A 24012-nucleotide genomic window follows, 5' to 3' on the forward strand; every position below is an offset into this window, starting at 1 on the left:
TTCTACAACCCATAAATCGACAGCTTTAAATGAGGGAGCGTAACTGGTATGAAGCAGTCTTGAAAAAATCAATAGCTGTTTTTCTACAAAAAGGCTAAAAAAGACTGAAAAACTCTTAAGTTTCCTGTACAAAAAGTGACACACTTTCTATTATCAGGTGCGTTATACTTTTTGCTAGTAGAAGGTTAGATTCTAAAAGGAGGGGTGAGTGTTTGACCTTATATTTAGATGTGATTTGGTTATTGAATTGGTTATTTGACTGCCTCCTCTTATATTGGACTGCAATCATTCTCAAACGGCGGGTCGCCCTTTGGCGGGTTTGTGCCGGCGGGCTGATAGGTTCTCTAATCATCGTATTGGCATTTACCCCTTTTTACGCAATGGCTGACCAATTTTATATGAAAATCGCATTTTCTCTTTTTATGGTCCTGGCCACCTTTGGGTTCATCAGATTCAACCTTTTCCTGAAGTCATTAGCCACTTTATACTTTGTCACGTTTTTATCAGGTGGGATCCTCCTTGGCCTTCACTATCTATTCGAATATCAAATCGTTTCCAAAAACCCTGGTCAATATGCCGGAATCAATCGTTTTGGTGACCCCGTCAGCTGGATTTTTGTGATGGTGGGCTTCCCGCTTGCCTGGCAATTTTCCAAGCGTACTCTAGAAGGAATGGAGATGGCAAAACTAACGCATGAGCAACTGGTGTCAGTCACGGTGAAAGTATCAGAGTTTGAAGGGACTTTTCAGGGGCTTGTTGACAGTGGGAATCAATTATATGATCCAATAACCCGTTCGCCTGTTATGATCATTTCACTTTCTGGAGATGAAGCTGGAATCCCTTCGGATATGGTTGAATTGTTCAAGAATCCGGACATCCTGGTCCGACAGGAAGAACAGCCTGAATATACATGGACGGGCCGTATGCGCGTAATTCCATATAAAGTGGTGGGGCATGAACATCAATTGCTAACGGCCATCAAGCCGGACTTCATTAAAATATCCCAAGGGGAAAACGAGTATCAAGTCAAGCAGGGCCTTGTGTCGTTTACTTTTCAACAACTTTCTGCGGACAATAGCTATCAATCTATCGTCCATCCAAAAATGTTAACCGGGATTCCGGTGAAAAATGCCTCATAACATTTTGCTCTTTCAAATTTGGCTCCACAATTCGTCTATTTTAGAAGGGAGAATTATTTTGAAGAAATTTATTCTTCGGCTCACCTATTTTTGGTACAAACTCTTGTTCAAGCTCGGATTGAAGACGGACGAAATATTTTATATAGGAGGAAGTGAGGCGCTCCCGCCCCCACTTTCAAAAGAAGAAGAGGCAATATTGATCAATAAGTTACCAAAAGGCGATGAAGCTGCCCGCTCTATCTTAATCGAGAGGAATCTAAGGCTTGTCGTCTATATTGCAAGGAAATTTGAGAATACGGGAATCAATATCGAAGATTTAATTAGCATTGGGACCATTGGCTTGATTAAGGCAGTCAATACATTCAATCCCGAGAAAAAAATCAAACTTGCTACATATGCTTCGAGATGCATCGAGAATGAAATATTAATGTATTTAAGGAGAAATAATAAAATCCGTTCGGAAGTTTCTTTTGATGAGCCCTTGAATATCGATTGGGATGGAAATGAACTCCTGCTCTCAGATGTTCTGGGGACTGATGACGACATCATCACTAAGGATCTAGAGGCGAATGTGGATCGGAAGCTACTGACGAAAGCCCTGACGCAGCTCTCTGATCGTGAAAAACAAATAATGGAACTTCGATTTGGACTTGCTGGCGGAGAAGAAAAGACGCAAAAGGATGTTGCGGATATGCTCGGGATTTCCCAATCCTATATTTCAAGGTTGGAGAAAAGAATTATTAAACGGCTAAGAAAAGAATTTAATAAAATGGTGTAAAAAAATATTTCGAGTATAAAGCTTTTGAGACCGTACTTTCTTGTGCTTGGATGAAGAGATGTTTTGATTTTTCAAAAATACCCTATGCATATTTTTCCCTCCCGCGGAAATACTGTTTTTTGTACAGCACTCCTGTGAGGAGGGAAGAATTTTGTCTCGTAATAAGGTTGAAATCTGCGGTGTGGATACATCGAAATTACCGGTTTTGAAAAATGATGAAATGAGAAAACTCTTTAAAGAATTGCAAGGTGGCGAGCTTTCAGCAAGAGAGAAACTGGTAAACGGGAATCTTCGACTCGTTTTGAGCGTCATTCAACGCTTTAACAATCGAGGAGAATATGTAGATGATCTATTTCAGGTAGGCTGTATAGGGTTGATGAAATCGATAGATAATTTTGACTTGGGTCAGAACGTAAAGTTTTCAACGTATGCTGTACCAATGATTATTGGAGAAATCAGAAGGTATCTTCGTGATAATAATCCAATACGTGTTTCCCGGTCTTTAAGGGACATTGCTTATAAAGCATTGCAGGTTAAGGAAAAACTTATCAGCCAGACTCTACGTGAGCCCACAGCTGAAGAAATCGCCAAAGTGTTAGGATTACCGCACGAAGAAATTGTTTTCGCGTTAGATGCAATCCAAGATCCAGTATCCCTTTTCGAACCGATTTATAATGATGGCGGGGATCCGATTTATGTACTCGACCAATTAAGTGATGAAAAAAATAAGGATAGTACCTGGATTGATGAGATAGCCATAAACGAAGGGATGAGACGGTTGAATGACCGTGAAAAAATGATCCTTCGTAAACGATTTTTCCAAGGGAAGACCCAAATGGAGGTAGCCGAGGAAATCGGCATTTCACAAGCTCAAGTCTCCCGCTTGGAAAAAGCGGCAATCAAGCAAATGAATAAAAACATTCAACAGTAAAAGCTGAGCACGAGTAACAGTTGACTGAAGCGGGTAAGGGATGATTCTCTTGCCCGCCAATCAGCAACCTAGCCGTAGCGGCTTTTTTTTAGTTTGCTCAAGCCACTGCATAAAGACCTTTATTTCCCGATTCCTTCATTCTTGAACAAAACCAGTCATATACATAAAAAAAGGTTTTTTATCTGGAGAAACACATTTCAGGAGGAGCTGAATGGCGTGACTAGAATTTCTGAATTTCAAATTAAGGATATCGTCAATATAGCAGATGGAAAGAAATTGGGGAATATGACAGACTTAGAAATCAATACGGGGACGGGAATGATTGAAGCAATCATTGTTTCGAATAGTACCAGGCTAATGGGTTTTTTTGGGAGGGAGCAAGATATCGTGATTCCTTGGCGAAAAATAAAAAAAATTGGGGCGGATGTCATCCTTGTCGAACATCAGACGATATTTCAAACAGAGCTGAAAGATGAACGGTTATAGGGGTACCTTTAGAGGGTATTAGAAGGATATTTATGATACACTAAACTAAAAATAAAGAGGAATGAAAGCATGAAAGAACCTTTTGTTTTAGTCGAAGATCAATATTTGCTTGTTGATAGCTGGAGACAACAAAATCTCCAGCTTGTGGCGGGCTTTACAACGAAAAACGGAGGAGTCAGTTCTGGCTGCTTTACATCATTGAATACCGGCTTTCATGTTGGGGACAAGATAGGGGATGTACAGGCAAACCGCCGAATTCTTGCTGAAAAACTATCTTTTCCGCTTAATCATTGGGTAGGGGCCGAGCAGACTCATGAAACTCATATCCAGCAAGTAACGACTCGGGATTGTGGGAAAGGCGCCACTGACTATCTTTCTGGTTTTAGGGCGACAGACGGTTTTTATACGAGAGATAAAAATGTCCTACTGACCCTTTGTTATGCGGATTGTGTGCCTTTATATTTTTATGCTCCTACACATGGAATGGTTGGGGTGGCACATGCCGGCTGGAAGGGAACCGTTAATGGCATTGCGCACAATATGGTAGAGGCGTGGATACATGAAGGTATAAAACCATCAGAAATATTTGCCGTAGTTGGGCCCTCTATTTGTTCGAAATGTTATGTTGTAGATGATAAAGTCATAGATTTAGTGCGGAATTTGCTGGAAGAAAATGACGAGAAGCCCTATAATTTAATTAGTGAAGGACAATATCAACTAGATCTTAAAGAACTGAACGCCATGATCATGGAGAAATCTGGAATCCCGAGGGAGCAGATTGCTGTGACTTCATATTGTACAAGCTGTGATGAGGATTTATTTTTTTCCCATCGCCGGGATAATGGGAAAAGTGGTAGGTTGATGAGCTTTATTGGTTGGAAGGAGGATCTTGAAAAGCGATGAAAGTTGCAGAAAATCTAAAAAACATCGAAGAAAAAATAAATGAAGCGTGTAAAAATAGTGGCAGGCATCGGGAAGATGTCAAATTAATCGGGGTTACAAAATATGTTTCCATCGAGAGGGCAAAAGAGGCATTGGAAGCCGGTGTCACTGATTTAGGTGAAAATCGCGATCAAGGTTTATTGAATAAATATGAAGTGTTGAAGGATACACCGAACTGGCATTATATCGGTTCCATGCAGACACGTAAGGTTAAGAATGTCATTGATAAAGTTGCTTATATTCATTCTTTGGATCGTATATCGTTGGCAGAAGAAATACAAAAACGTTCAAAAGAGCCGATAAACTGTTTAGTGCAGGTCAATGTTTCTGGTGAAGAGTCTAAACACGGTCTGAATCCAGAGTCGACGCTTGAATTTATTAAAGAACTAGGGGCTTTTGACAAGGTGAAGGTCGTTGGGTTGATGACAATGGCACCTTTTACAGAGGACGAACAGGTACTCCGAGGTTGCTTCCGTACATTAAAAAACCTCCAACTGGAAATTCAAAAAGCGGAATTGACTCATGCTCCATGCTCGGAATTATCCATGGGCATGTCCAATGATTTTATGATTGCCATCGAGGAAGGTTCTACCATGATTCGGATTGGTACTGCACTGGTAGGCGAAGAATTATAAGGAGGTACGTAAAAGATGTCATTCGTATCAAAGTTTAAATCCTATTTCGCGCTGGATGATGAGTATGAATATAAGGACGAAGTGGTGGAGGAAGAGGAGATGGAGCGTAAAGCGGTAAAGCCTGCAAAACAGCAGACCCCACCTGCTTCTACAGGAAATAATCCAAATCAAAATATAGTAAGTTTGCAAAGCGTGCAAAAATCTTCTAAAGTAGTATTATTGGAGCCTCGTGCTTATGCAGAAGCTCAGGATGTCGCTGACCATTTGAAAAACCGTCGTGCAGTCGTTGTGAATCTTCAGCGAATCCCGCATGACCAAGGAAAGCGGATTATCGACTTTTTAAGCGGCACTGTATATGCAATCAGTGGGGATATCCAAAAAATCGGTACAGACATATTCTTGTGTACTCCGGATAACGTTGATGTTTCCGGTAATATTACCGGTTTTGAAGTGGATAAGGAGTACGAAGAAGCGAGGTGGTAATGGTTAATGGCTCTAGTGCTTCAAGGTTTATATTATTTAGTTGAAATTTATTCAATGGCATTAATTGTTTACATATTAATGTCTTGGTTCCCTAATGCCCGGGAAACATCGATTGGCCAATTCCTGGTAAAGATTTGCGAACCATATTTAGAACCGTTCAGAAAATTCATCCCACCACTCGGCATGATCGACATATCACCACTTGTAGCCTTGTTGGTTTTAAATTTTGCGAAGAATTATGGGATTTTTTATCTACAAAGCTTATTCGGATGATTTGTAGTTCATACTAAAGACGTGAAATAATAGAATGGCCAGTAACTACACAGCTAGGTGAATTCTTGGCTGTGTAGTAGTAACGAAGGTGTATGTTACGATTCATTCTTGTGTACAACCATTTATCCATATGTAAGGAGCATGCATTCTACATGAGTATATATCAACATTTCAGGCCGGAGGAAAAGGAATTTATCGACCAGGCAATGAATTGGATTGACCAGGTTAGAGATTCTTATGCTCCTAAACTTTCTGACTTTCTGGATCCGCGTCAGCAGGAAATCCTCACATCCCTATTAGGAAACAAACAGGATGTGCTACTGCAATTTCACGGCGGGAGTGATTTCGTTGAACGGAAACGTGCCCTCATTTATCCTGATTACTACTCTCCTGAATCATCTGATTTCAATATCTCCTTATATGATATCTCCTATCCAAAAAAATTTGTTACACTTGAACACAGGCAAATACTTGGAACCTTGATGTCACTGGGGGTAAAACGTGAAAAATTCGGTGATATTATAGTGACAGAGGAGCAAGTCCAATTTATTGCAACAGGGGAAATGGATTCATACCTTACGGGAAACCTGGATAAGATAGGCAATGCTTCCGTAACCATTAAAAGGATTCCGATTGAGGATATCCTTGTGGTGAAGGACAACTGGGAAGAGCAGGTCAGTACCGTTAGCTCATTAAGGCTTGATAGCGTACTTTCTGCTGTTTTGAATATTTCCCGGCAAAAAGCCCAGACGTTGATATCGTCGGGGAAAACCAAGGTTAATTTCAAGCAAACGGAGAGCGTTTCTGAAGAATGCCGTGAGGGGGATACTCTATCCATCAGGGGTTTCGGTCGATGTAAAATCACTTCAATCGATGGGAAAACGAAAAAGGATAAGTGGAGAATCTCATTAGGTAGGAAAAAATAATTTAGTTGTTAGCAGGATTCACATATTTTTTGTCGAATATAGAGTTTTAATGTAATAGAGTAGAAATTGTTCTGGAGGTGCAACAATGCCCTTAACCCCGATAGATATACATAACAAGGAATTTAGTAAAGTATTTCGAGGGTATGATGAAGATGAGGTTAACGAATTTCTAGACCAAGTCATTAAAGATTATGAATTGATTCTAAGAGAAAAGAAAGAAATGGAAGAAAAATTGAACGAGACGTTCGATCGTTTAGGTCATTTCACGACTATCGAGGGCACGCTTAATAAGTCTATCATTGTCGCGCAGGAAGCTGCAGAAGAATTAAAGCGCAATGCCCAAAAAGAAGCCAAACTGATCATCAAGGAAGCAGAAAAGAATGCTGATCGGATTGTCAATGAGTCGCTTGTGAAAGCAAGAAAAATAGCGATGGATATAGAAGACTTGAAAAAACAATCGAAGGTTTTCCGTACTCGCTTTAAAATGCTTGTCGGAGCACAGCTCGATTTGTTGGATAATGACGACTGGGATCATCTGCTTGAATACGAAGTGGATGCATCTGAAATAGAATTAAATGATGGAGTAGATGAGGAAAATTAAACGTTTCCTTGACTTCAAGCACTTTTTTCGCATATAATTTTTTAACAATACTATTCATGATGACATTAGACGATGACAGGGACAGTAAATTCCTCATATCCTTATATGTAGCGACCCGGGGACGGTGTAAGCCCGGGATAAGAGAAGGAATTGAACATCACCCTTGAGTTCTGAATTGAACCTGCTTATGCAGCAAGTAAACGATGCGTATCATTCACGTTACGAATGCTCGAGAGGAAAGGATTCAGCCGTTTTGTGAATCTTTCTAACCAGGGTGGTACCGCGGGAAGCAAAGCTTTCTCGTCCCTTTTTCAGGGATGAGAAGGCTTTTTATTTTGTCTGCGAATCGGGTCAATCAACTCAAATGAAGTTATGGATAGATGGATGGAGGAATTTTATAATGGAATATAAAGATACTTTATTAATGCCTAAAACTGAATTTCCAATGAGGGGCAACCTTCCGAAGCGCGAGCCTGAAATTCAGGAAAAGTGGAAAGAGATGGATATCTATAAAAAAGTGCAAGAGCACACTGAAGGGCGACCGTTATTCATTTTACATGATGGACCTCCATATGCAAACGGTGATATCCATATGGGTCATGCCTTGAATAAAGTTTTAAAAGATTTCATCGTCCGTTTTAAGTCCATGAGCGGTTACCATGCACCGTATGTTCCAGGCTGGGATACGCACGGTCTCCCAATTGAAACGGCTTTGACTAAAAAAGGCGTGAACCGTAAAGAAATGAGCGTCGCTGAATTCAGAAAGCTATGTGAAGAATATGCATACGTACAGATTAACAATCAACGTGAGCAATTCAAGCGGATTGGTGTTCGCGGGGATTGGGATAATCCTTATATTACGTTAAAGCCTGAATATGAAGCACAACAGATCAAGGTTTTTGGTGAAATGGCGAAAAAAGGCTATATCTATAAAGGGAAGAAACCTGTTTACTGGTCCCCTTCGAGTGAATCGGCTCTTGCTGAAGCGGAGATTGAATACCAAGATAAACGTTCGGCTTCAATCTATGTAGCATTTGAAGTGACTGATGGTAAAGGTGTCATTGATGAAGGTGTAAAAATCATCATTTGGACGACAACACCATGGACGATTCCGGCCAACCTTGGAATTTCCCTACATCCACAATTGAATTATGTGGTTGTTGCAGTGGAAAATGAAAAATACTTAGTGGCAGAAGCCTTATTGGAATCTGTTAAAGAAACGCTTGGATGGGAAAACCCAACTATCGTGAAAACGGTAAAAGGCAGTGAGTTGGATCGTGCTGTAGCGAAGCATCCTCTATATGATCGTGAATCACTAGTGATGTTAGGTGAGCATGTAACGACTGAAGCTGGAACAGGTTGTGTTCATACAGCTCCAGGACACGGGGAAGATGACTTTATCATCGGTCAGAAATATGGCTTGGATGTTCTTTGCCCAGTCGATGAAAAAGGTGTCATGACTGAAGAAGCAGGGGAGTTTGCTGGATTATTCTATGATAAAGCAAATAAAGCGATTTCCGAAAAATTAACTGAAGTGGGAGCCCTGTTGAATCTTACATTCATCACACATTCATTCCCACATGACTGGCGGACGAAGAAGCCGACGATCTTCCGTGCAACTGCACAGTGGTTCGCTTCAATCAAGGACTTCCGTGATGATTTGCTGAAGGCAGTCGAAGAAACGAAATGGGTACCGGCATGGGGTGAAACACGCCTATTCAATATGGTCCGTGACCGAGGAGATTGGTGTATCTCTCGACAACGTGCATGGGGTGTGCCAATTCCAGTATTTTACGCAGAAAATGGCGAACCAATCATCACGGACGAAACAATCAATCATATTTCAGAATTATTCCGTGAGCACGGTTCAAATATCTGGTTTGAAAAAGAAGCAAAAGATCTTCTACCACAAGGCTTTACACATGAAGGAAGTCCAAACGGTATCTTCACTAAAGAAACGGATATCATGGATGTATGGTTCGACTCCGGTTCTTCCCATCAAGCGGTTCTTGAAGAAAGAGAAGAACTTCAACGTCCGGCTGACCTTTATCTTGAAGGGTCCGATCAATATCGCGGTTGGTTCAACTCATCACTTTCAACAGGTGTTGCCGTGACAGGAAAAGCACCATATAAAGGTGTACTTAGCCATGGGTTCGCATTAGACGGCGAAGGACGTAAAATGAGTAAATCTATTGGTAACGTGGTCCTTCCATCTAAAGTTATGAACCAGCTTGGTGCTGATATTTTACGTCTTTGGGTTGCTTCTGTTGATTATCAATCTGACGTTCGGGTTTCAGATCCTATCTTAAAACAAGTTTCCGAAGTGTATCGTAAAATCCGTAATACATTCCGCTTCCTACTAGGAAATCTGGATGGCTTTAATCCGGAAACGGATAAAGTGGCGGTAGAAGATTTGCGTGAAGTGGATCAATATATGCTAGTAAGATTGAATAAGCTGATCACTCAATCAAAACAAGGCTATGAAAATTATGAATTTGCTACCATTTATAATATGGTCAACAATTTCTGTACGCAGGATTTAAGTTCGTTCTATCTTGATTATGCTAAAGACATTCTTTATTGTGAAGCGCCAAACGGGAAAGACCGTTTAGCAATCCAAACTGTCCTTTATGAGTCCTTAATCAGCTTAACGAAATTAGTGTCTCCAATCCTGTCTCATACTGCGGATGAAGTATGGACGTTCATTCCGGGTGTAACGGAAGAGAGTGTACAGTTGACATTGATGCCTGAGGAAATCTCTGTGGATAATGCCGAAGCGATTGAGGAAAAATGGACGGCATTCATGCATGTTCGTGATAATGTCCTGAAAGCATTGGAAGAAGCACGTAACCAAAAAGTAATCGGGAAATCACTGAACGCAAAAGTGACCGTTTATGTAAACGAAGAGACAAGGAATCTTCTTGATAGTATCGAGGAGAGCTTTGAACAGTTATTCATCGTATCCGAATTTGATATCGCGGGCGATGTGGCCAGTGCCCCATCCGAAGCTGTCAAACTTGAGGATATGGCCATCCTGGTAACTAAAGCAGAAGGAGAAACTTGTGAACGTTGCTGGAATGTTTCTCAAGATGTAGGTCAAGTGGAAGAACATCCAACACTTTGCCCACGCTGTGCAACAGTCGTGAAAGAGCATTATACGAATTAATCATTTTAGAACGACCGGTTCCCAGTTAATATGGGAGCCGGTTTTTTATTTGAAATGAGAGCGCATTTGAATAAAGACCGGAATAAAGTTCCTTTCTATTCTAATATTCTTCACCAACTGCTAGATGTAATGCTTTTGGTATTAGTCATTATTTCTAGTTTATGCTACAATTCAAAAGTGAAGATTTGATTAGTTTGGGGGAAGAAATGTGTTTTATTACTTAATTGCCCTTTTGGTCATAGCTTTCGATCAGCTGACAAAATGGATGATTGTGAAAAAAATGGAGTACGGAGAAAGCATTGAAATTATTGAAAACCTTCTATATATTACCTCGCATCGTAACCGTGGGGCAGCATGGGGAATTCTACAAGGTCAAATGTGGTTTTTCTACATCATCACCATCGCTGTCATTATTGGAGTCGTCTATTATATTCAGAAAATGGCGAAGAACAGCCGTCTGCTTGGAGTTTCCCTAGGTCTTATGCTAGGTGGGGCAATAGGAAACTTCATTGACCGTGTTGCTCGCCAGGAAGTAGTCGACTTTGTCCATACTTATATTTTCAGCTATAGTTTCCCGGTATTTAATATTGCCGATGCCGCCCTTTCGATTGGTGTCGTGCTGCTCGTGATTCACATGTTCTTGGAAGAAAAAAACGCTAAGGAGAAAGATAATGGATAAAAAGCTATACAGCATCGACGAAACACTAAAAGGTACAAGGATTGACAAGGCTCTATCTACTTTAAATGAGGAATGGTCACGCACTCAAGTTGCACAATGGATCAAAGATGATCATGTGTTAGTGAACGGGGCTGCCATTAAGTCCAATTATAAATGTAGCATAGGTGACGAAATTGAAGTGCTGATTCCGGAACTTGTGGAGTTGGATGCAGTCGCTGAAGAAATGGATTTGGATATCTATTACGAAGATGAAGACGTACTGGTTGTCAATAAACCGAGTGGTATGGTTGTCCACCCTGCACCGGGGCATGTAACAGGTACTCTTGTTAATGGGTTGATGGCCCATTGTAAGGATCTTTCTGGAATCAATGGCGTTATGCGTCCAGGTATTGTCCACCGTATTGATAAGGATACATCAGGTTTATTGATGGTTGCGAAAAATGACATGGCACACGAGAAACTTGTTCAGCAACTTGTTGATAAAACAGTAACCCGTAAGTATCAAGCTGTGGTCCATGGAGTGATTCCCCATGATTTCGGAACGGTTGATGCCCCGATAGGCCGTGATAAAAAAGACCGTCAGAGCATGACGGTTACGGATTCAAACTCTAAAAATGCGGTAACTCATTTCCGTGTGGTTGAACGTTTCACCGCGTTTACATTAGTAGAGTGTCAGCTTGAAACAGGACGGACCCATCAAATCCGTGTTCATATGAAATATATTGGATTCCCTCTTGCGGGAGATCCTAAATATGGTCCTAAAAAGACGTTGAAATTGGACGGACAAGCGTTACACGCAGGTCTTCTTGGTTTTGTTCATCCACGGACGAATGAATATATGGAGTTTGAAGCGCCAGCTCCTAAAGAATTTACGGAGCTAATCGAACAACTACGTAGAAGTAGTATTTGACAAGACTATTTTTATGAGATAGTATTATATTAACTTAATGAGAACCTTTAACACAGTCCAGAGAGACTGAGAAGGAAACGGATAGCAAAAGGGGAACATATACCCTTTTGTAGAAAAATCCTCACACCTTCTTGGTGTGAGGATTTTTTGTTGAAGGAGAGCTCTCACAGTTCAAAAGAAATTGAGGTGGTCCATTTGAATGAGAAAGCAATCGTGCTCGATGAAAAGGCCATCAGCAGAGCCTTGACGAGAATTGCACATGAGATTATTGAAAAGAATAAAGGGATTGAGGATTGTGTCTTAATCGGGATTAGGACCCGGGGGATCTTCCTTGCTGATCGACTTGCCAAGCGCATCGGTGAAATAGAAAATAAAGTAATTCAATTAGGTGAATTAGACATAACGCTTTATCGTGATGATTTATCGAAAAAGACGAACGATGGTGAACCGGTTGTAAAAGGCTCGGACATTCCGGTCCCAATAACTGATAAGAAAATCATCTTAGTGGACGATGTACTATTTACGGGAAGAACCGTAAGAGCTGCTATGGATGCTTTGGTGGATATGGGAAGACCTTCGCAAATCCAACTTGCTGTATTAGTTGATAGAGGCCATAGGGAACTTCCAATCCGTGCCGATTATGTCGGTAAAAATATTCCAACTTCACAATCCGAGAAGATTACGGTCACTTTAACGGAAGTTGACGAGCTCGATCAAGTCACCATACTAGCGAAATGATAAATTAAATATTGCCCTTTTAAAAACGGTCCAGAGAGGCCGGCAAAGGGAGTGAAATGGAAAGGGACCTTAGCCTGACAGGTATAGGGCAGGCCCATCCGTGAAACCCTCTTTGTATATGCTGCAAAGAGGGTTTTTTTTGTGGCTTAGATGCAATGTTCATAGGGGGAAAAGAAATGGAAGACGAAATAAAAGACATCATCCTCGACGTGGAAGACGTACCAAGGTTTGGTCAATGGGTGACATTAAGCATCCAGCACCTGTTTGCGATGTTTGGTTCAACGGTGCTAGTGCCATTCCTGGTCGGTCTGAGCCCTGCAGTAGCATTGGTTTCCAGTGGGGTAGGGACATTATCATACTTATTGATTACGAGAGGCCAAATCCCTGCTTATCTTGGTTCATCATTTGCTTTCATAGCACCCATAATCGCGGCCAAGTCACTTGGTGGACCGGAAGCGGCCATGATCGGCTGTTTTGTAGCAGGACTCATATATGGAATAGTGGCGTTGGTCATTCATAAAGTCGGTTTACGCTGGTTGATGGTTCTATTGCCACCGGTGGTCGTCGGTCCCGTCATTATAGTAATCGGGCTGAGCCTCGCTGGGACAGCAGTTGACATGGCCATGTATGATCCGCAAGACAAGTACAGCGTTACTTACATCATCATAGCACTCATCACCTTGGCAGCTACGATTATCTGTAACGTGTTATTTAAAGGCTTCCTTAACCTGATTCCAATATTGATGGGGATCATAGTCGGATATGGCTGCTCGGCAATTGCAGGCATTATCGATTATGGACCGATTGAAACGGCAAAATGGTGGGAAATGCCGGAATTCATGATTCCTGGAATAACCTATACACCCACCTTTTCATGGGAAGTCATCGCCATCATGGTCCCGGTCGCCATCGTCACCTTATCTGAACATATCGGACACCAAATGGTATTAAGTAAAGTGGTAGGTAGAAACTTTTTGGAAAAGCCGGGTTTACATCGATCCATCCTTGGTGACGGCGCAGGCATCATGATCGGTTCCATTATCGGGGGACCGCCACTTACATCGTATGGAGAAAATATCGGGGTCCTGACGATGACAAAGGCATTTAGCGTCTACATCATCGGTGGTGCGGCTTTGACTGCTATGATCTTCGGTTTCAACGGGAAGATTTCAGCGGTGATCGGATCAATACCAACGGCCGTCATGGGGGGGATTTCCATTCTTCTCTTTGGTATCATCGCTTCAAGCGGTTTAAGGATGTTGATTGATAATAAAGTGGATTTTGATAAAAAACGTAATTTGATGATTGCTTCGGTCATCTTAGTAATTGGGATTGGTGGAGCATTCGTACAATTATCCGCAAATGTTTCTTTATCCGGAATGGCGCTATCAGCAATAGTGGGGATTGTACTTAACTTGGTATTGCCGGACAGAGAAAAAGTGACCGGAAACATCTTTGAAAAATAAACATTAAATAAATCACCTTTTAAAAGAAGTCCAGAGAGACTTAGAAGGGTGTTGCAGTAAAGACGGAAGAGGAAAGGAAATGGGGAATTTCCCGAGTACTCCAAGTCTTTATGACCTTCACCCTGTCCTTAAATGACGGGGCTTTTTTTATGCCCCGCATCACAAAAAAAGATTGTGAAAGGAGCAGGAATGATGAAAAAATTATTGACGATGAATGAGCTATCTTTAACTGAAATCGAAACGATCTTATACGAGGCAGAGGGGTTTGCCAATGGAACGAACTGGATGCCTATGCAGCAGACGATGGTCGCCAATCTGTTCTTTGAGCCAAGCACGCGAACCAAATCAAGTTTTGAAATGGCTGAAAGGAAATTAGGACTTGAGGTCATTCCTTTTGATGCGGGAACATCATCCGTGTTAAAAGGAGAAACCTTATACGACACAGCGAAAACATTTGAATCCATTGGAGTCAAAGCCCTCATCATCCGTCATGAGCAGGACAACTACTTTGATGAGTTGAGAGGCAAATTACATATCCCCATCATCAATGCGGGTGATGGTTGCGGAAATCATCCGACACAGTCTCTGCTCGATTTATTGACGATAAAGCAAGAGTTTACTAGTTTTAAAGGTCTGAAAATTTCGATTATTGGGGATGTGAGGCATAGCCGTGTGGCTAAATCCAATGCAGACGCACTCACTCGCCTAGGTGCAGAAGTTGTATTCTCAGGTCCTCCCGAATGGTTTGACGTAAACAATGGATTGGCGAAATACGAAGATATCGATCAAGCTGTAGCGACAGCGGATGTGGTCATGTTGCTCCGAATTCAACATGAAAGGCATAGTGATAAATATGACGTGGAAAATGGAGAGTATTTGAAAAGGTTTGGCTTGAATAAGATTCGTGAAAAAACGATGAAACCATGTGCCATCATCATGCATCCAGCCCCCATTAACCGCGGAGTTGAGATTGACAGTGATTTGGTCGAATGCAGCCGCTCAAGAATCTTTAAACAAATGCAAAATGGCGTTTTTATCAGAATGGCTGTGTTAAAAAATGTGCTTGAAAAAAATAAGGGAGGAAACACTCATGAAAACTGTCATCAAAAATGGAGTATTGCTAGATAATCAAAATCAATTCAAGAAAGCAGATATAGAAATAGAGGGAAGGTTCATCACGAAAATAGGGGAGGACCTGGCTACGGAAGATAGTAAAGTAGTAGATGCTGATGGGCTGCTTGTTACAGCAGGATTCATAGATCTTCATGTACATTTACGTGAGCCGGGGGGAGAACATAAAGAAACCATTGAAACGGGAACCTTGGCGGCGGCCAGAGGTGGCTTTACGACAGTAGCAGCCATGCCCAATACAAGACCTGTACCTGATACTGTGGAGCACCTTGGGGCGTTGAATAAAAAAATTGAAGAAACGGCACATGTTCGCGTGTTGCCCTATGCTTCGATCACGATTAGAGAAGCTGGCAAGGAGCTGACTGATTTTTCAGCACTGAAGAAGACAGGGGCATTCGCCTTTACGGATGATGGTGTTGGCATTCAGGAGGCAGGAATGATGCTTGAAGCGATGAAGCGGGCAGCTGCCATTGATATGGCTGTGGTCGCCCATTGTGAAGATAATAGCTTAATCAATAAAGGCTCCGTTCATGAGGGGAGATTCTCCAAAGAAAATGGAATCAATGGAATTCCTTCTGTATGCGAAGCTGTACATATTGCCCGTGACATATTGCTTGCGGAAGCGGCAGGCTGCCATTACCACGTCTGCCATATATCAACGAAAGAATCGGTAAGAACCGTAAGAGACGCTAAACGTGCCGGTATCAAAGTCACTGCGGAAGTGACCCCACATCATCTATTACTTTCAGAAGATGATATACCAGGGCTTGATACGAATTATAAAATGAACCCTCCTTTAAGGGGACGCGAAGATCGTGATGCTTTAATTGAAGGCTTGCTTGATGGAACCATCGATTTCATCGCAACAGACCATGCCCCTCATAGCGTCGAGGAAAAAGAGCAAAGCATGCAGCTTGCTCCATTCGGAATTGTAGGTCTAGAAACGGCCTTCCCGCTGCTTTATACGGAATTGGTCAAAAAAGAAATCATCACTCTGAAACAGTTGGTAGACTTCCTGACCATCAAACCAGCTGATTGCTTCTCGCTTCCATTCGGCCAACTAAAAGAAGGAGCTGTGGCGGATATCACGTTAATCGATTTGAATGCAAAACAGGTGATCAATAAAGAAGAATTCGCTTCAAAGGGAAAAAATACACCTTTCCATGACAAGAAATGTCAGGGGTGGCCGGTCATGACGATTTCAGAAGGAAAGTTAGCTTGGGAAAAAGGACGTGTTCAGGGATGAAAAGACAGCTTATTTTAGAAGATGGTACGGTTTTCATTGGCAAAGCATTCGGTGGAGACGTGGAGAAAATCGGGGAAGTCGTATTTAACACAGGGATGACAGGCTATCAAGAAATTTTATCTGATCCATCTTATTGTGGTCAAATTGTTACTTTGACATATCCGCTAATTGGGAACTATGGAATCAACCGAGACGATTTTGAATCGATCAATCCAGCCATAGCGGGATTCGTCGTGAAGGAAACTGCAGAATTTCCTTCTAACTGGCGCAACCAATTATCACTTGATGACTATTTGAAAATGAAGAATATCCCTGGAATCTCCGGGATTGACACGAGAAAGCTGACAAGGATCATCAGAAAGACAGGTGCTCTTAAAGGGGCGCTCTGTAATATGAATAAGAAGGCCGATGAGGTTATTGCCCAGCTTAAAGCAACGGTACTCCCGACCACTCAAGTGAAACAGGTATCTACTAAAACGGCCTACTCAAGTCCAGGTAGGGGACCGCGAGTGGTTCTAGTCGACTACGGAATGAAGCATGGTATTTTACGAGAGTTGACGAAACGTGGGTGTGACGTCGTGGTCGTTCCTTATAACATCACGGCACAGGAGATCATGAACTATCATCCGGATGGAGTGATGCTGTCCAATGGACCTGGAGACCCAAAAAGCGTTCGGGAAACGTTAGAAATGATTCGGACAATCCAGAAAGAAGTCCCACTATTCGGAATTTGCCTGGGCCATCAGCTGTTCGCGCTTGCAAACGGGGCAGATACAGACAAACTAAAATTCGGTCATCGCGGATCCAACCATCCAGTAAAGGATCTTCGTACGGGAAAAGTGTCCATTACTTCGCAAAATCACGGTTACACAGTCGAAACGGATTCAATCGAACATACCGACCTTACCGTTACACATACTGCCTTGAATGATGATACCATCGAAGGTTTACGCCATAAACATTACCCGGCCTTTACGGTTCAGTACCATCCGGAGGCGTCACCAGGACCGGAAGACGCCAATTATCTTTTCGATGAATTTTTACGGAACATTGAAGTTGCCACTACAAAGGGGGAAGAAACATGCCAAAACGCACAGATATAAAAAGCATCTTAGTTATTGGTTCTGGTCCAATCGTAATCGGCCAGGCCGCTGAGTTCGATTATGCAGGAACTCAAGCATGCATCGCATTAAAAGAAGAGGGCTACCGGGTAATTCTGATCAACTCAAACCCCGCGACGATCATGACCGACAGTGAAATGGCTGATGCGGTTTATATCGAACCGATCACCCTGGAATTTGTTAGTAAAATCATCCGCAAAGAGCGTCCGGATGCCTTGCTTCCGACTTTGGGCGGACAGACGGGATTGAATATGGCCGTAGAATTGGCCAATGCGGGGATATTGGAAGAATGCAATGTCCAGATTCTGGGCACGAAACTTTCTGCCATTCAACAAGCGGAAGATAGGGATTTGTTCCGCACGTTAATGAATGAACTCGATGAGCCGGTTCCGGATAGCGACATTATACATAATTTAGATGAGGCCTATGCGTTCGTGGAACGAGTCGGCTATCCAGTCATCGTTCGCCCCGCGTTCACATTGGGGGGAACAGGAGGCGGGATCTGTGAAGACGAAGAGCAATTGATTGAGATTGTTGAAGGCGGCTTGAAAAGCAGCCCTGTCCATCAATGCCTTCTTGAGAAGAGCATTGCCGGTTTTAAAGAAGTGGAATATGAAGTGATGCGAGACTCCAATGATAATGCGATAGTCGTATGTAATATGGAGAACTTCGATCCAGTCGGTGTACATACAGGTGATTCGATTGTTGCGGCACCAAGTCAAACGCTAAGTGACCGAGAGTACCAAATGCTTAGGAACACTTCATTGAAAATCATTCGTGCCTTGAAAATCGAGGGTGGTTGTAATGTTCAGCTGGCCCTTGACCCAGATAGCTACCAATACTATGTGATTGAAGTCAATCCACGGGTAAGCCGTTCATCGGCACTCGCATCGAAAGCGACAGGATACCCGATAGCCAAACTTGCGGCTAAGATTGCAGTCGGTTTGACGCTAGATGAAATGATGAACCCTGTTACGGGCAAAACGTATGCCAGCTTCGAACCGGCGCTAGATTATGTCGTCACGAAAATCCCTCGGTGGCCGTTCGATAAATTTGAAAGTGCCAACCGTAGACTCGGCACGCAAATGAAAGCAACTGGAGAAGTCATGGCGATTGGCCGAACATTCGAGGAATCGATACTTAAAGCTGTTCGTTCCCTTGAAGCCGGGGTATTTCACCTCGAGTTGAGTGAGAATTTCAATGATGAATTAATTGAAAAAAGAATCCGGAAAGCGGGAGATGAACGGTTATTCTATATCGGTGAGGCATTAAGAAGAGGAAAAACGATTGAAACCATTCACGAATGGAGTCAAATCGATTTATTCTTCCTTCATAAACTGAAGAAAATCATCGACTTTGAACAAGAGTTACGTACTCATATTTATGACACGGAAGTCCTGCAGAAGGCTAAAGAGCTTGGCTTTTCCGACAAAACCATTTCGGAAATCTGGGAAGTCGCTGAAATCAATGTATATGAATATCGAAAACAGCATGGAATCATACCAGTCTATAAAATGGTTGATACTTGTGCCGCAGAATTCGAATCAGAAACGCCGTATTTTTACGGAACGTATGAAGAGGAAAACGAATCGGTGGTAACGGATAAAAAAAGCGTCATCGTACTGGGGTCTGGTCCGATCCGAATTGGTCAAGGTGTAGAGTTCGACTATGCGACCGTACATTCCGTGTGGGCCATTAAGGAAGCGGGCTATGAAGCAATCATCATCAATAATAATCCTGAAACGGTATCAACAGATTTCAGTATTTCCGATAAGCTTTACTTCGAGCCGTTGACACTTGAAGATGTGATGCATGTCATCGACTTGGAGAAACCAGAAGGGGTCATCGTCCAATTTGGCGGGCAGACCGCCATCAATCTTGCAGAGGGATTAGTTCATCGGGGTGTAAAAATACTCGGTACCTCTTTAGAAGACCTGGACCGTGCGGAGAATCGAAACAAATTTGAGACAGCGCTCCAAGAAATGGGCATTCCACAGCCTAAAGGGAAAACGGCCACGTCCGTCGAAGAAGCGATCATCATTGCTGAAGATATCGGATACCCGGTTTTAGTAAGGCCTTCCTATGTACTCGGAGGAAGGGCGATGGAAATTGTCTACAAACAAGAAGAGTTGCTGCATTACATGAAAAATGCGGTGAAAATCAATCCGGAACACCCGGTACTGATCGATCGGTATCTAACGGGTAAAGAAGTGGAGGTCGACGGCATTTCGGATGGCAAGACCGTGGTCATCCCTGGAATCATGGAACATATCGAACGGGCAGGGGTTCATTCGGGCGATTCGATTGCCGTCTATCCGCCCCAAAGCCTGACGGATAAGCAAAAAGAAGTGATCATCGATTACACCACCAGATTGGCAAAAGGATTGAAAATCATTGGTTTGCTGAACATCCAATATGTCATCAGTAATGACGAAGTGTATGTCATTGAAGTGAATCCACGTTCAAGTCGTACGGTACCATTCTTAAGTAAAATCACAAATGTACCCATGGCGAACCTCGCAACAAAGGTGATTCTGGGACAAAGCCTTGAAAGTCACGGGTATCAGTCAGGAATGGTTCCCGAACAAACCGGGGTCTATGTAAAAGTGCCTGTCTTCTCTTTTGCTAAATTGAGAGGAGTGGACATATCACTCGGGCCTGAAATGAAATCGACTGGGGAAGTCATGGGGAAAGATAGTACACTTGAAAAGGCCCTATACAAAGGACTTGTCGCTTCCGGCTTTACCATACAAAGCCATGGAACGGTCTTGTTAACCATATCGGATAAAGATAAGCAGGAAGCACTTCAATTAGCCAGACGCTTCCATAACATCGGCTTCAAGCTAATTGCCACAAGTGGAACGGCGAATATGCTGGAAGAGTCGGGCATCCCAACTGCTGTCGTAGGAAAAATCGGAGAAGAAGGCAGGAATCTGTTGGATGTCATCCGTCATGGCGAAGCCCAGTTCGTCATCAATACATTGACAAAAGGGAAGCAACCGGAGCGGGATGGGTTCAGGATTCGACGTGAATCGGTTGAAAATGGAGTTACCTGCTTGACATCATTGGATACAGCAGAAGCCATTTTAAGAGTGATCGAATCCATGACATTCTCGACGGAAGCCATGGGAAAGACGAAAAAAAGTCGTGAGGTGAGCTATACATGATCAAGAAGGAAACAATGAAGGTGTTGACACATAAAGAGCTGGCTCCATCTATCTTTGAGCTAACCCTACAAGGTGAGTTAGTTTCTGAAATGAAGCAGCCGGGGCAATTTGTCCAAATTAAACCGACGGAAGGTACCGAGCCGCTGCTAAGACGCCCGATTTCGATTTCTTCTTACAATAAAAGTAAAAAGGAATTCACGATGATTTACCGGGCTGAAGGGAAGGGAACAACATTATTGTCCCAGCGGAAGCAGATGGAAGGGGTAGATATTCTCGGCCCACTTGGCAACGGCTTTCCGGTTGATGAAGCGAAAGCTGGGGAGATTGCATTGTTGGTCGGTGGGGGGATAGGCGTCCCTCCCCTGTTCCAGCTCTCAAAAATGCTGGTTGCCAGAGGCGTTCGGGTTATTCATGTGCTTGGTTTCCAAACGATGGCTGCCGTTTTTTATGAAGAAGAGTTTAGTGAATTAGGAGAGACATATATTGCAACGGTAGATGGATCATATGGGACAAAAGGATTCGTTACGACGGTAATCGAGAAGCTGGGTGCGGAATTTGAAACGGTCTTTTCCTGCGGGCCAACGCCGATGTTGAAGGCGTTGGAAGCGGGGTATAGCGACAAGAAACTTTATCTATCGCTAGAGGAAAGGATGGGGTGTGGCATCGGTGCTTGTTTTGCCTGCGTATGTCACACTGCAGACGATCCGGAAGGCTTTAGTTATAAGAAGGTATGCAGTGACGGACCCGTATTTCGTTCAGGAGAGGTGGTACTATGAGCAGATTATCGGTAGAACTACCCGGTTTACACTTAAAAAATCCGGTCATGCCAGCTTCGGGCTGTTTTGGATTCGGGCGTGAATACAGCCAGTTCTTTGATTTGGATATATTGGGAGCCATCATGATTAAAGCGACCACACCAGAGCCTCGTTTTGGCAATCCGACACCGCGTGTCGCTGAAACCTCCTCAGGGATGCTGAATGCAATCGGATTGCAAAACCCGGGTCTGGATAAAGTCATCAGTGAAGAATTGGCGTGGCTCGATAAATATGATGTGCCGATCATCGCAAACATTGCCGGATCCCATATAGCCGATTATGTGAAAGTTGCCCGGGACATAAGCAAGGCAGAGAATGTCGTGGCACTTGAATTGAATATCTCCTGCCCGAATGTGAAAGAAGGCGGCATCGCTTTTGGGACGATTCCCGAAGTTGCAAAGGAAGTAACTAAGGCAGTAAAGGAAGTTTCCTCGGTCCCTGTTTATGTGAAGCTTTCTCCCAATGTCAGCGATATTGTAGCCATGGCCACAGCGGTTGAAGAGGGAGGGGCCGACGGTCTGACAATGATCAATACGCTAGTCGGCATGCGGTTGGATTTAAAAACGGGTCAGCCGATCCTTTCAAACAAGACTGGTGGATTGTCTGGTCCTGCCATTAAACCAGTCGCACTTAGGATGATTTATGAAGTGAGTCAGCAAGTTTCGATTCCAATCATTGGTATGGGCGGCATCTCTTCTGCGGAGGATGTCATTGAATTTTTCTATGCAGGTGCAAGCGCAGTTGCGGTGGGAACAGCAAACTTTGTGGATCCCTTTGTGTGCCCGACGATTATTGAAGAATTGCCCAAATTATTGGATGAGTTAGGATTTGAGCATATTTCGCAATGTACCGGAAGGAGTTGGAAGCAGAATGAAGCAATCGTTAATAATCGCGCTTGATTTTCCTAGCCTGATTCAAACGAAGCAATTTTTACAACATTTTCAATCGGAGAAACTAGCAGTTAAAGTCGGGATGGAGTTGTTTTATCAGAACGGACCGGGAATCATTTCATTTGTAAAAGAACAAGGGCATGATATTTTTCTAGATTTGAAGCTTCATGATATCCCTAATACGGTCAAAATGGCAATGAGGGGGCTTGCTACATTGAATGTGGATATGGTGAATGTCCATGCGGCCGGCGGAAGCAGAATGATGGAAGCGGCACTTGAAGGCCTTGATAGTGGAACGGCTACCGGAAAAAAACGCCCATTATGCATAGGGGTGACCCAATTGACAAGTACGTCACAGGAACAAATGAATCTCGAACAAAACATCAACGGAACACTTGAAGATGCAGTACTGCACTATGCAAAGCTCTCAGGCCAGGCCGGCCTTGATGGTGTTGTCTGCTCGACGCATGAAGTAAGAAGAATCCATGAACATATCAGCGACCAATTTATGACGGTCACGCCAGGTATCCGTAATGCAGGTGGACCAACACATGATCAACACAGAATAGCAACTCCTGAGCAGGCAAGGATCATAGGGTCCGATGCAATCGTGGTAGGTAGAGCAATCACATCTGCAAAAGATCCATTACAAACATATTTAGACATGAAGGCATCTTGGGAGGGAATTCGATGTTAAACCAATTAATTGCAGAACGACTTTTAGAAATCAAAGCGGTATTCCTACAGCCAAATGAACCATTCACGTGGGCATCTGGAATCAAGTCACCCATTTATTGCGATAATCGTTTAACCCTTTCCTATCCAGCGGTTCGGAATGAAATCGCCGAGGGATTGAAAGGATTGATTGAACAGAACTTCCCGGATACTGAGCTAATCGCTGGCACCGCCACGGCTGGAATACCGCATGCCGCTTGGGTGAGTGATAAAATGGATTTGTCGATGTGTTATGTCCGCTCGAAAGCGAAGGAACACGGAAAGGGCAATCAAATTGAGGGGCGTGCTTTGTCAGGTCAAAAAGTGGTTGTCGTTGAAGATTTAATATCTACAGGCGGTAGCGTCATCACGGCAGTAGACGCTCTTAGAAAAGCAGGATGCGAGGTCCTTGGGGTCGTTTCCATCTTTACATACGAATTAGAAAAGGGAAAAGAAAAGTTTACTGCTGAAAACATTACGAACTACTCCTTAAGTGATTATTCCTCATTGATTAAAGTGGCTAATGAAAAAGGCTATATTACTGCAGGGGAACTGGAAAAGCTAAAAAAATGGCGTGAAAATCCCGAAGACTCCGCCTGGATTTCTGCATAAATAGAGCTAATGGGTTGATGTTTGATAGGTACGCTTAAACAGCACCACGTATTCTCTACTGAATATGGGGTGCTGTTTATACTTTTTTGGTACCGTACCCCCATGACACATATACTATGCCATTGCAGTTTTGGCTATGGTGGAAGTAAAAGGAGGGTTATCA

General features: G+C 43.0%; 23 protein-coding genes and 1 other annotated feature. All 23 genes read left to right on the forward strand.

Annotation, left to right across the window (positions count from 1 at the left end; genetic code table 11):
• Positions 1-212 precede the first annotated feature (212 nt).
• A complete protein-coding gene (gene spoIIGA / locus ACIQXQ_RS06320; RefSeq protein WP_402956208.1) occupies positions 213-1139 on the forward strand; it encodes a sigma-E processing peptidase SpoIIGA in 927 nt (308 codons plus the stop codon).
• Positions 1140-1197: 58 nt separating this feature from the next.
• A complete protein-coding gene (sigE, locus tag ACIQXQ_RS06325) occupies positions 1198-1917 on the forward strand; it encodes an RNA polymerase sporulation sigma factor SigE (RefSeq protein WP_230158218.1) in 720 nt (239 codons plus the stop codon).
• A gap of 109 nt (positions 1918-2026) precedes the next feature.
• Entirely contained in the window at positions 2027-2848 is an 822-nt protein-coding gene (gene sigG / locus ACIQXQ_RS06330) for an RNA polymerase sporulation sigma factor SigG (protein WP_402868568.1), read from the forward strand.
• A gap of 216 nt (positions 2849-3064) precedes the next feature.
• Positions 3065-3334: a YlmC/YmxH family sporulation protein gene (locus tag ACIQXQ_RS06335; protein WP_402868193.1), complete on the forward strand. Its 270-nt coding sequence runs from the start codon at positions 3065-3067 to the stop codon at positions 3332-3334.
• A gap of 69 nt (positions 3335-3403) precedes the next feature.
• The gene (pgeF, locus tag ACIQXQ_RS06340; protein WP_402956210.1) at positions 3404-4237 is read left to right on the forward strand and encodes a peptidoglycan editing factor PgeF; all 834 of its coding nucleotides are present in this window, start codon (positions 3404-3406) and stop codon (positions 4235-4237) included.
• Positions 4234-4911, forward strand: coding sequence for a YggS family pyridoxal phosphate-dependent enzyme (locus ACIQXQ_RS06345; RefSeq protein ID WP_402868195.1), 678 nt, complete (start codon positions 4234-4236; stop codon positions 4909-4911). The genes pgeF and ACIQXQ_RS06345 overlap by 4 nt, the downstream gene beginning before the upstream one ends.
• Positions 4912-4926: 15 nt before the next feature.
• Positions 4927-5394 (forward strand): cell division protein SepF, encoded by a 468-nt coding sequence (locus tag ACIQXQ_RS06350; protein ID WP_402956212.1) that lies wholly within the window; start codon positions 4927-4929, stop codon positions 5392-5394.
• Between the two features lie 6 nt (positions 5395-5400).
• The gene (locus ACIQXQ_RS06355; protein ID WP_402868199.1) at positions 5401-5667 is read left to right on the forward strand and encodes a YggT family protein; all 267 of its coding nucleotides are present in this window, start codon (positions 5401-5403) and stop codon (positions 5665-5667) included.
• Between the two features lie 152 nt (positions 5668-5819).
• Positions 5820-6593, forward strand: a complete 774-nt coding sequence (locus tag ACIQXQ_RS06360; RefSeq protein WP_402956214.1) for a YlmH family RNA-binding protein — start codon at positions 5820-5822, stop codon at positions 6591-6593.
• 85 nt (positions 6594-6678) lie between these two features.
• The gene (locus ACIQXQ_RS06365) at positions 6679-7194 is read left to right on the forward strand and encodes a DivIVA domain-containing protein (RefSeq protein ID WP_402868201.1); all 516 of its coding nucleotides are present in this window, start codon (positions 6679-6681) and stop codon (positions 7192-7194) included.
• A gap of 63 nt (positions 7195-7257) precedes the next feature.
• Positions 7258-7505: a binding site (T-box leader), on the forward strand.
• Between the two features lie 89 nt (positions 7506-7594).
• A complete protein-coding gene (gene ileS, locus ACIQXQ_RS06370; RefSeq protein WP_402868203.1) occupies positions 7595-10360 on the forward strand; it encodes an isoleucine--tRNA ligase in 2766 nt (921 codons plus the stop codon).
• Between the two features lie 208 nt (positions 10361-10568).
• Positions 10569-11039: a signal peptidase II gene (lspA, locus tag ACIQXQ_RS06375; protein WP_402868205.1), complete on the forward strand. Its 471-nt coding sequence runs from the start codon at positions 10569-10571 to the stop codon at positions 11037-11039.
• Positions 11032-11949 carry an RluA family pseudouridine synthase gene (locus ACIQXQ_RS06380; RefSeq protein WP_402868207.1) on the forward strand — a complete coding sequence of 306 codons (918 nt, stop codon included), beginning with the start codon at positions 11032-11034 and terminating at the stop codon, positions 11947-11949. The genes lspA and ACIQXQ_RS06380 overlap by 8 nt, the downstream gene beginning before the upstream one ends.
• Before the next feature lie 195 nt (positions 11950-12144).
• On the forward strand, positions 12145-12687 hold the full coding sequence (pyrR, locus tag ACIQXQ_RS06385; protein WP_402868570.1) for a bifunctional pyr operon transcriptional regulator/uracil phosphoribosyltransferase PyrR: 543 nt from the start codon (positions 12145-12147) through the stop codon (positions 12685-12687).
• Between the two features lie 176 nt (positions 12688-12863).
• Positions 12864-14153, forward strand: a complete 1290-nt coding sequence (locus ACIQXQ_RS06390) for a solute carrier family 23 protein (RefSeq protein WP_402956217.1) — start codon at positions 12864-12866, stop codon at positions 14151-14153.
• Positions 14154-14345: 192 nt separating this feature from the next.
• Complete coding sequence (locus ACIQXQ_RS06395) at positions 14346-15281, forward strand: aspartate carbamoyltransferase catalytic subunit (protein ID WP_402956219.1); 936 nt, start codon at positions 14346-14348, stop codon at positions 15279-15281.
• Positions 15244-16530: a dihydroorotase gene (locus ACIQXQ_RS06400; RefSeq protein WP_402956221.1), complete on the forward strand. Its 1287-nt coding sequence runs from the start codon at positions 15244-15246 to the stop codon at positions 16528-16530. The genes ACIQXQ_RS06395 and ACIQXQ_RS06400 overlap by 38 nt, the downstream gene beginning before the upstream one ends.
• Positions 16527-17633, forward strand: coding sequence for a carbamoyl phosphate synthase small subunit (locus ACIQXQ_RS06405; RefSeq protein WP_402956223.1), 1107 nt, complete (start codon positions 16527-16529; stop codon positions 17631-17633). The genes ACIQXQ_RS06400 and ACIQXQ_RS06405 overlap by 4 nt, the downstream gene beginning before the upstream one ends.
• A complete protein-coding gene (carB, locus tag ACIQXQ_RS06410) occupies positions 17612-20818 on the forward strand; it encodes a carbamoyl-phosphate synthase large subunit (RefSeq protein ID WP_402956225.1) in 3207 nt (1068 codons plus the stop codon). Before ACIQXQ_RS06405 ends, carB begins: the two co-directional genes overlap by 22 nt.
• Positions 20815-21594 (forward strand): dihydroorotate dehydrogenase electron transfer subunit, encoded by a 780-nt coding sequence (locus ACIQXQ_RS06415; RefSeq protein ID WP_402956228.1) that lies wholly within the window; start codon positions 20815-20817, stop codon positions 21592-21594. The genes carB and ACIQXQ_RS06415 overlap by 4 nt, the downstream gene beginning before the upstream one ends.
• Complete coding sequence (locus ACIQXQ_RS06420) at positions 21591-22532, forward strand: dihydroorotate dehydrogenase (RefSeq protein WP_402956231.1); 942 nt, start codon at positions 21591-21593, stop codon at positions 22530-22532. The genes ACIQXQ_RS06415 and ACIQXQ_RS06420 overlap by 4 nt, the downstream gene beginning before the upstream one ends.
• Positions 22504-23220 carry an orotidine-5'-phosphate decarboxylase gene (pyrF, locus tag ACIQXQ_RS06425; RefSeq protein ID WP_402868220.1) on the forward strand — a complete coding sequence of 239 codons (717 nt, stop codon included), beginning with the start codon at positions 22504-22506 and terminating at the stop codon, positions 23218-23220. The genes ACIQXQ_RS06420 and pyrF overlap by 29 nt, the downstream gene beginning before the upstream one ends.
• A complete protein-coding gene (pyrE, locus tag ACIQXQ_RS06430; RefSeq protein WP_402868221.1) occupies positions 23214-23849 on the forward strand; it encodes an orotate phosphoribosyltransferase in 636 nt (211 codons plus the stop codon). Before pyrF ends, pyrE begins: the two co-directional genes overlap by 7 nt.
• The last annotated feature ends 163 nt before the right edge of the window (positions 23850-24012 follow it).

The organism is Peribacillus sp. NPDC097198, assembly GCF_044762055.1.
GTDB lineage: Bacteria > Bacillota > Bacilli > Bacillales > DSM-1321 > Peribacillus.

Bases quoted from the DNA above. Each gene is read 5' to 3' on its own strand.
- pgeF (WP_402956210.1), top strand. From the start codon at position 3,404: ATGAAAGAACCTTTTGTTTTAGTCGAAGATCAATATTTGCTTGTTGAT.
- ACIQXQ_RS06345 (WP_402868195.1), top strand. From the start codon at position 4,234: ATGAAAGTTGCAGAAAATCTAAAAAACATCGAAGAAAAAATAAATGAA.
- ACIQXQ_RS06350 (WP_402956212.1), top strand. From the start codon at position 4,927: ATGTCATTCGTATCAAAGTTTAAATCCTATTTCGCGCTGGATGATGAG.
- ACIQXQ_RS06355 (WP_402868199.1), top strand. From the start codon at position 5,401: ATGGCTCTAGTGCTTCAAGGTTTATATTATTTAGTTGAAATTTATTCA.
- ACIQXQ_RS06360 (WP_402956214.1), top strand. From the start codon at position 5,820: ATGAGTATATATCAACATTTCAGGCCGGAGGAAAAGGAATTTATCGAC.
- ACIQXQ_RS06365 (WP_402868201.1), top strand. From the start codon at position 6,679: ATGCCCTTAACCCCGATAGATATACATAACAAGGAATTTAGTAAAGTA.
- ileS (WP_402868203.1), top strand. From the start codon at position 7,595: ATGGAATATAAAGATACTTTATTAATGCCTAAAACTGAATTTCCAATG.
- ACIQXQ_RS06380 (WP_402868207.1), top strand. From the start codon at position 11,032: ATGGATAAAAAGCTATACAGCATCGACGAAACACTAAAAGGTACAAGG.
- ACIQXQ_RS06390 (WP_402956217.1), top strand. From the start codon at position 12,864: ATGGAAGACGAAATAAAAGACATCATCCTCGACGTGGAAGACGTACCA.
- ACIQXQ_RS06395 (WP_402956219.1), top strand. From the start codon at position 14,346: ATGAAAAAATTATTGACGATGAATGAGCTATCTTTAACTGAAATCGAA.
- ACIQXQ_RS06400 (WP_402956221.1), top strand. From the start codon at position 15,244: ATGAAAACTGTCATCAAAAATGGAGTATTGCTAGATAATCAAAATCAA.
- ACIQXQ_RS06405 (WP_402956223.1), top strand. From the start codon at position 16,527: ATGAAAAGACAGCTTATTTTAGAAGATGGTACGGTTTTCATTGGCAAA.
- carB (WP_402956225.1), top strand. From the start codon at position 17,612: ATGCCAAAACGCACAGATATAAAAAGCATCTTAGTTATTGGTTCTGGT.
- ACIQXQ_RS06415 (WP_402956228.1), top strand. From the start codon at position 20,815: ATGATCAAGAAGGAAACAATGAAGGTGTTGACACATAAAGAGCTGGCT.
- ACIQXQ_RS06420 (WP_402956231.1), top strand. From the start codon at position 21,591: ATGAGCAGATTATCGGTAGAACTACCCGGTTTACACTTAAAAAATCCG.
- pyrF (WP_402868220.1), top strand. From the start codon at position 22,504: ATGAAGCAATCGTTAATAATCGCGCTTGATTTTCCTAGCCTGATTCAA.
- pyrE (WP_402868221.1), top strand. From the start codon at position 23,214: ATGTTAAACCAATTAATTGCAGAACGACTTTTAGAAATCAAAGCGGTA.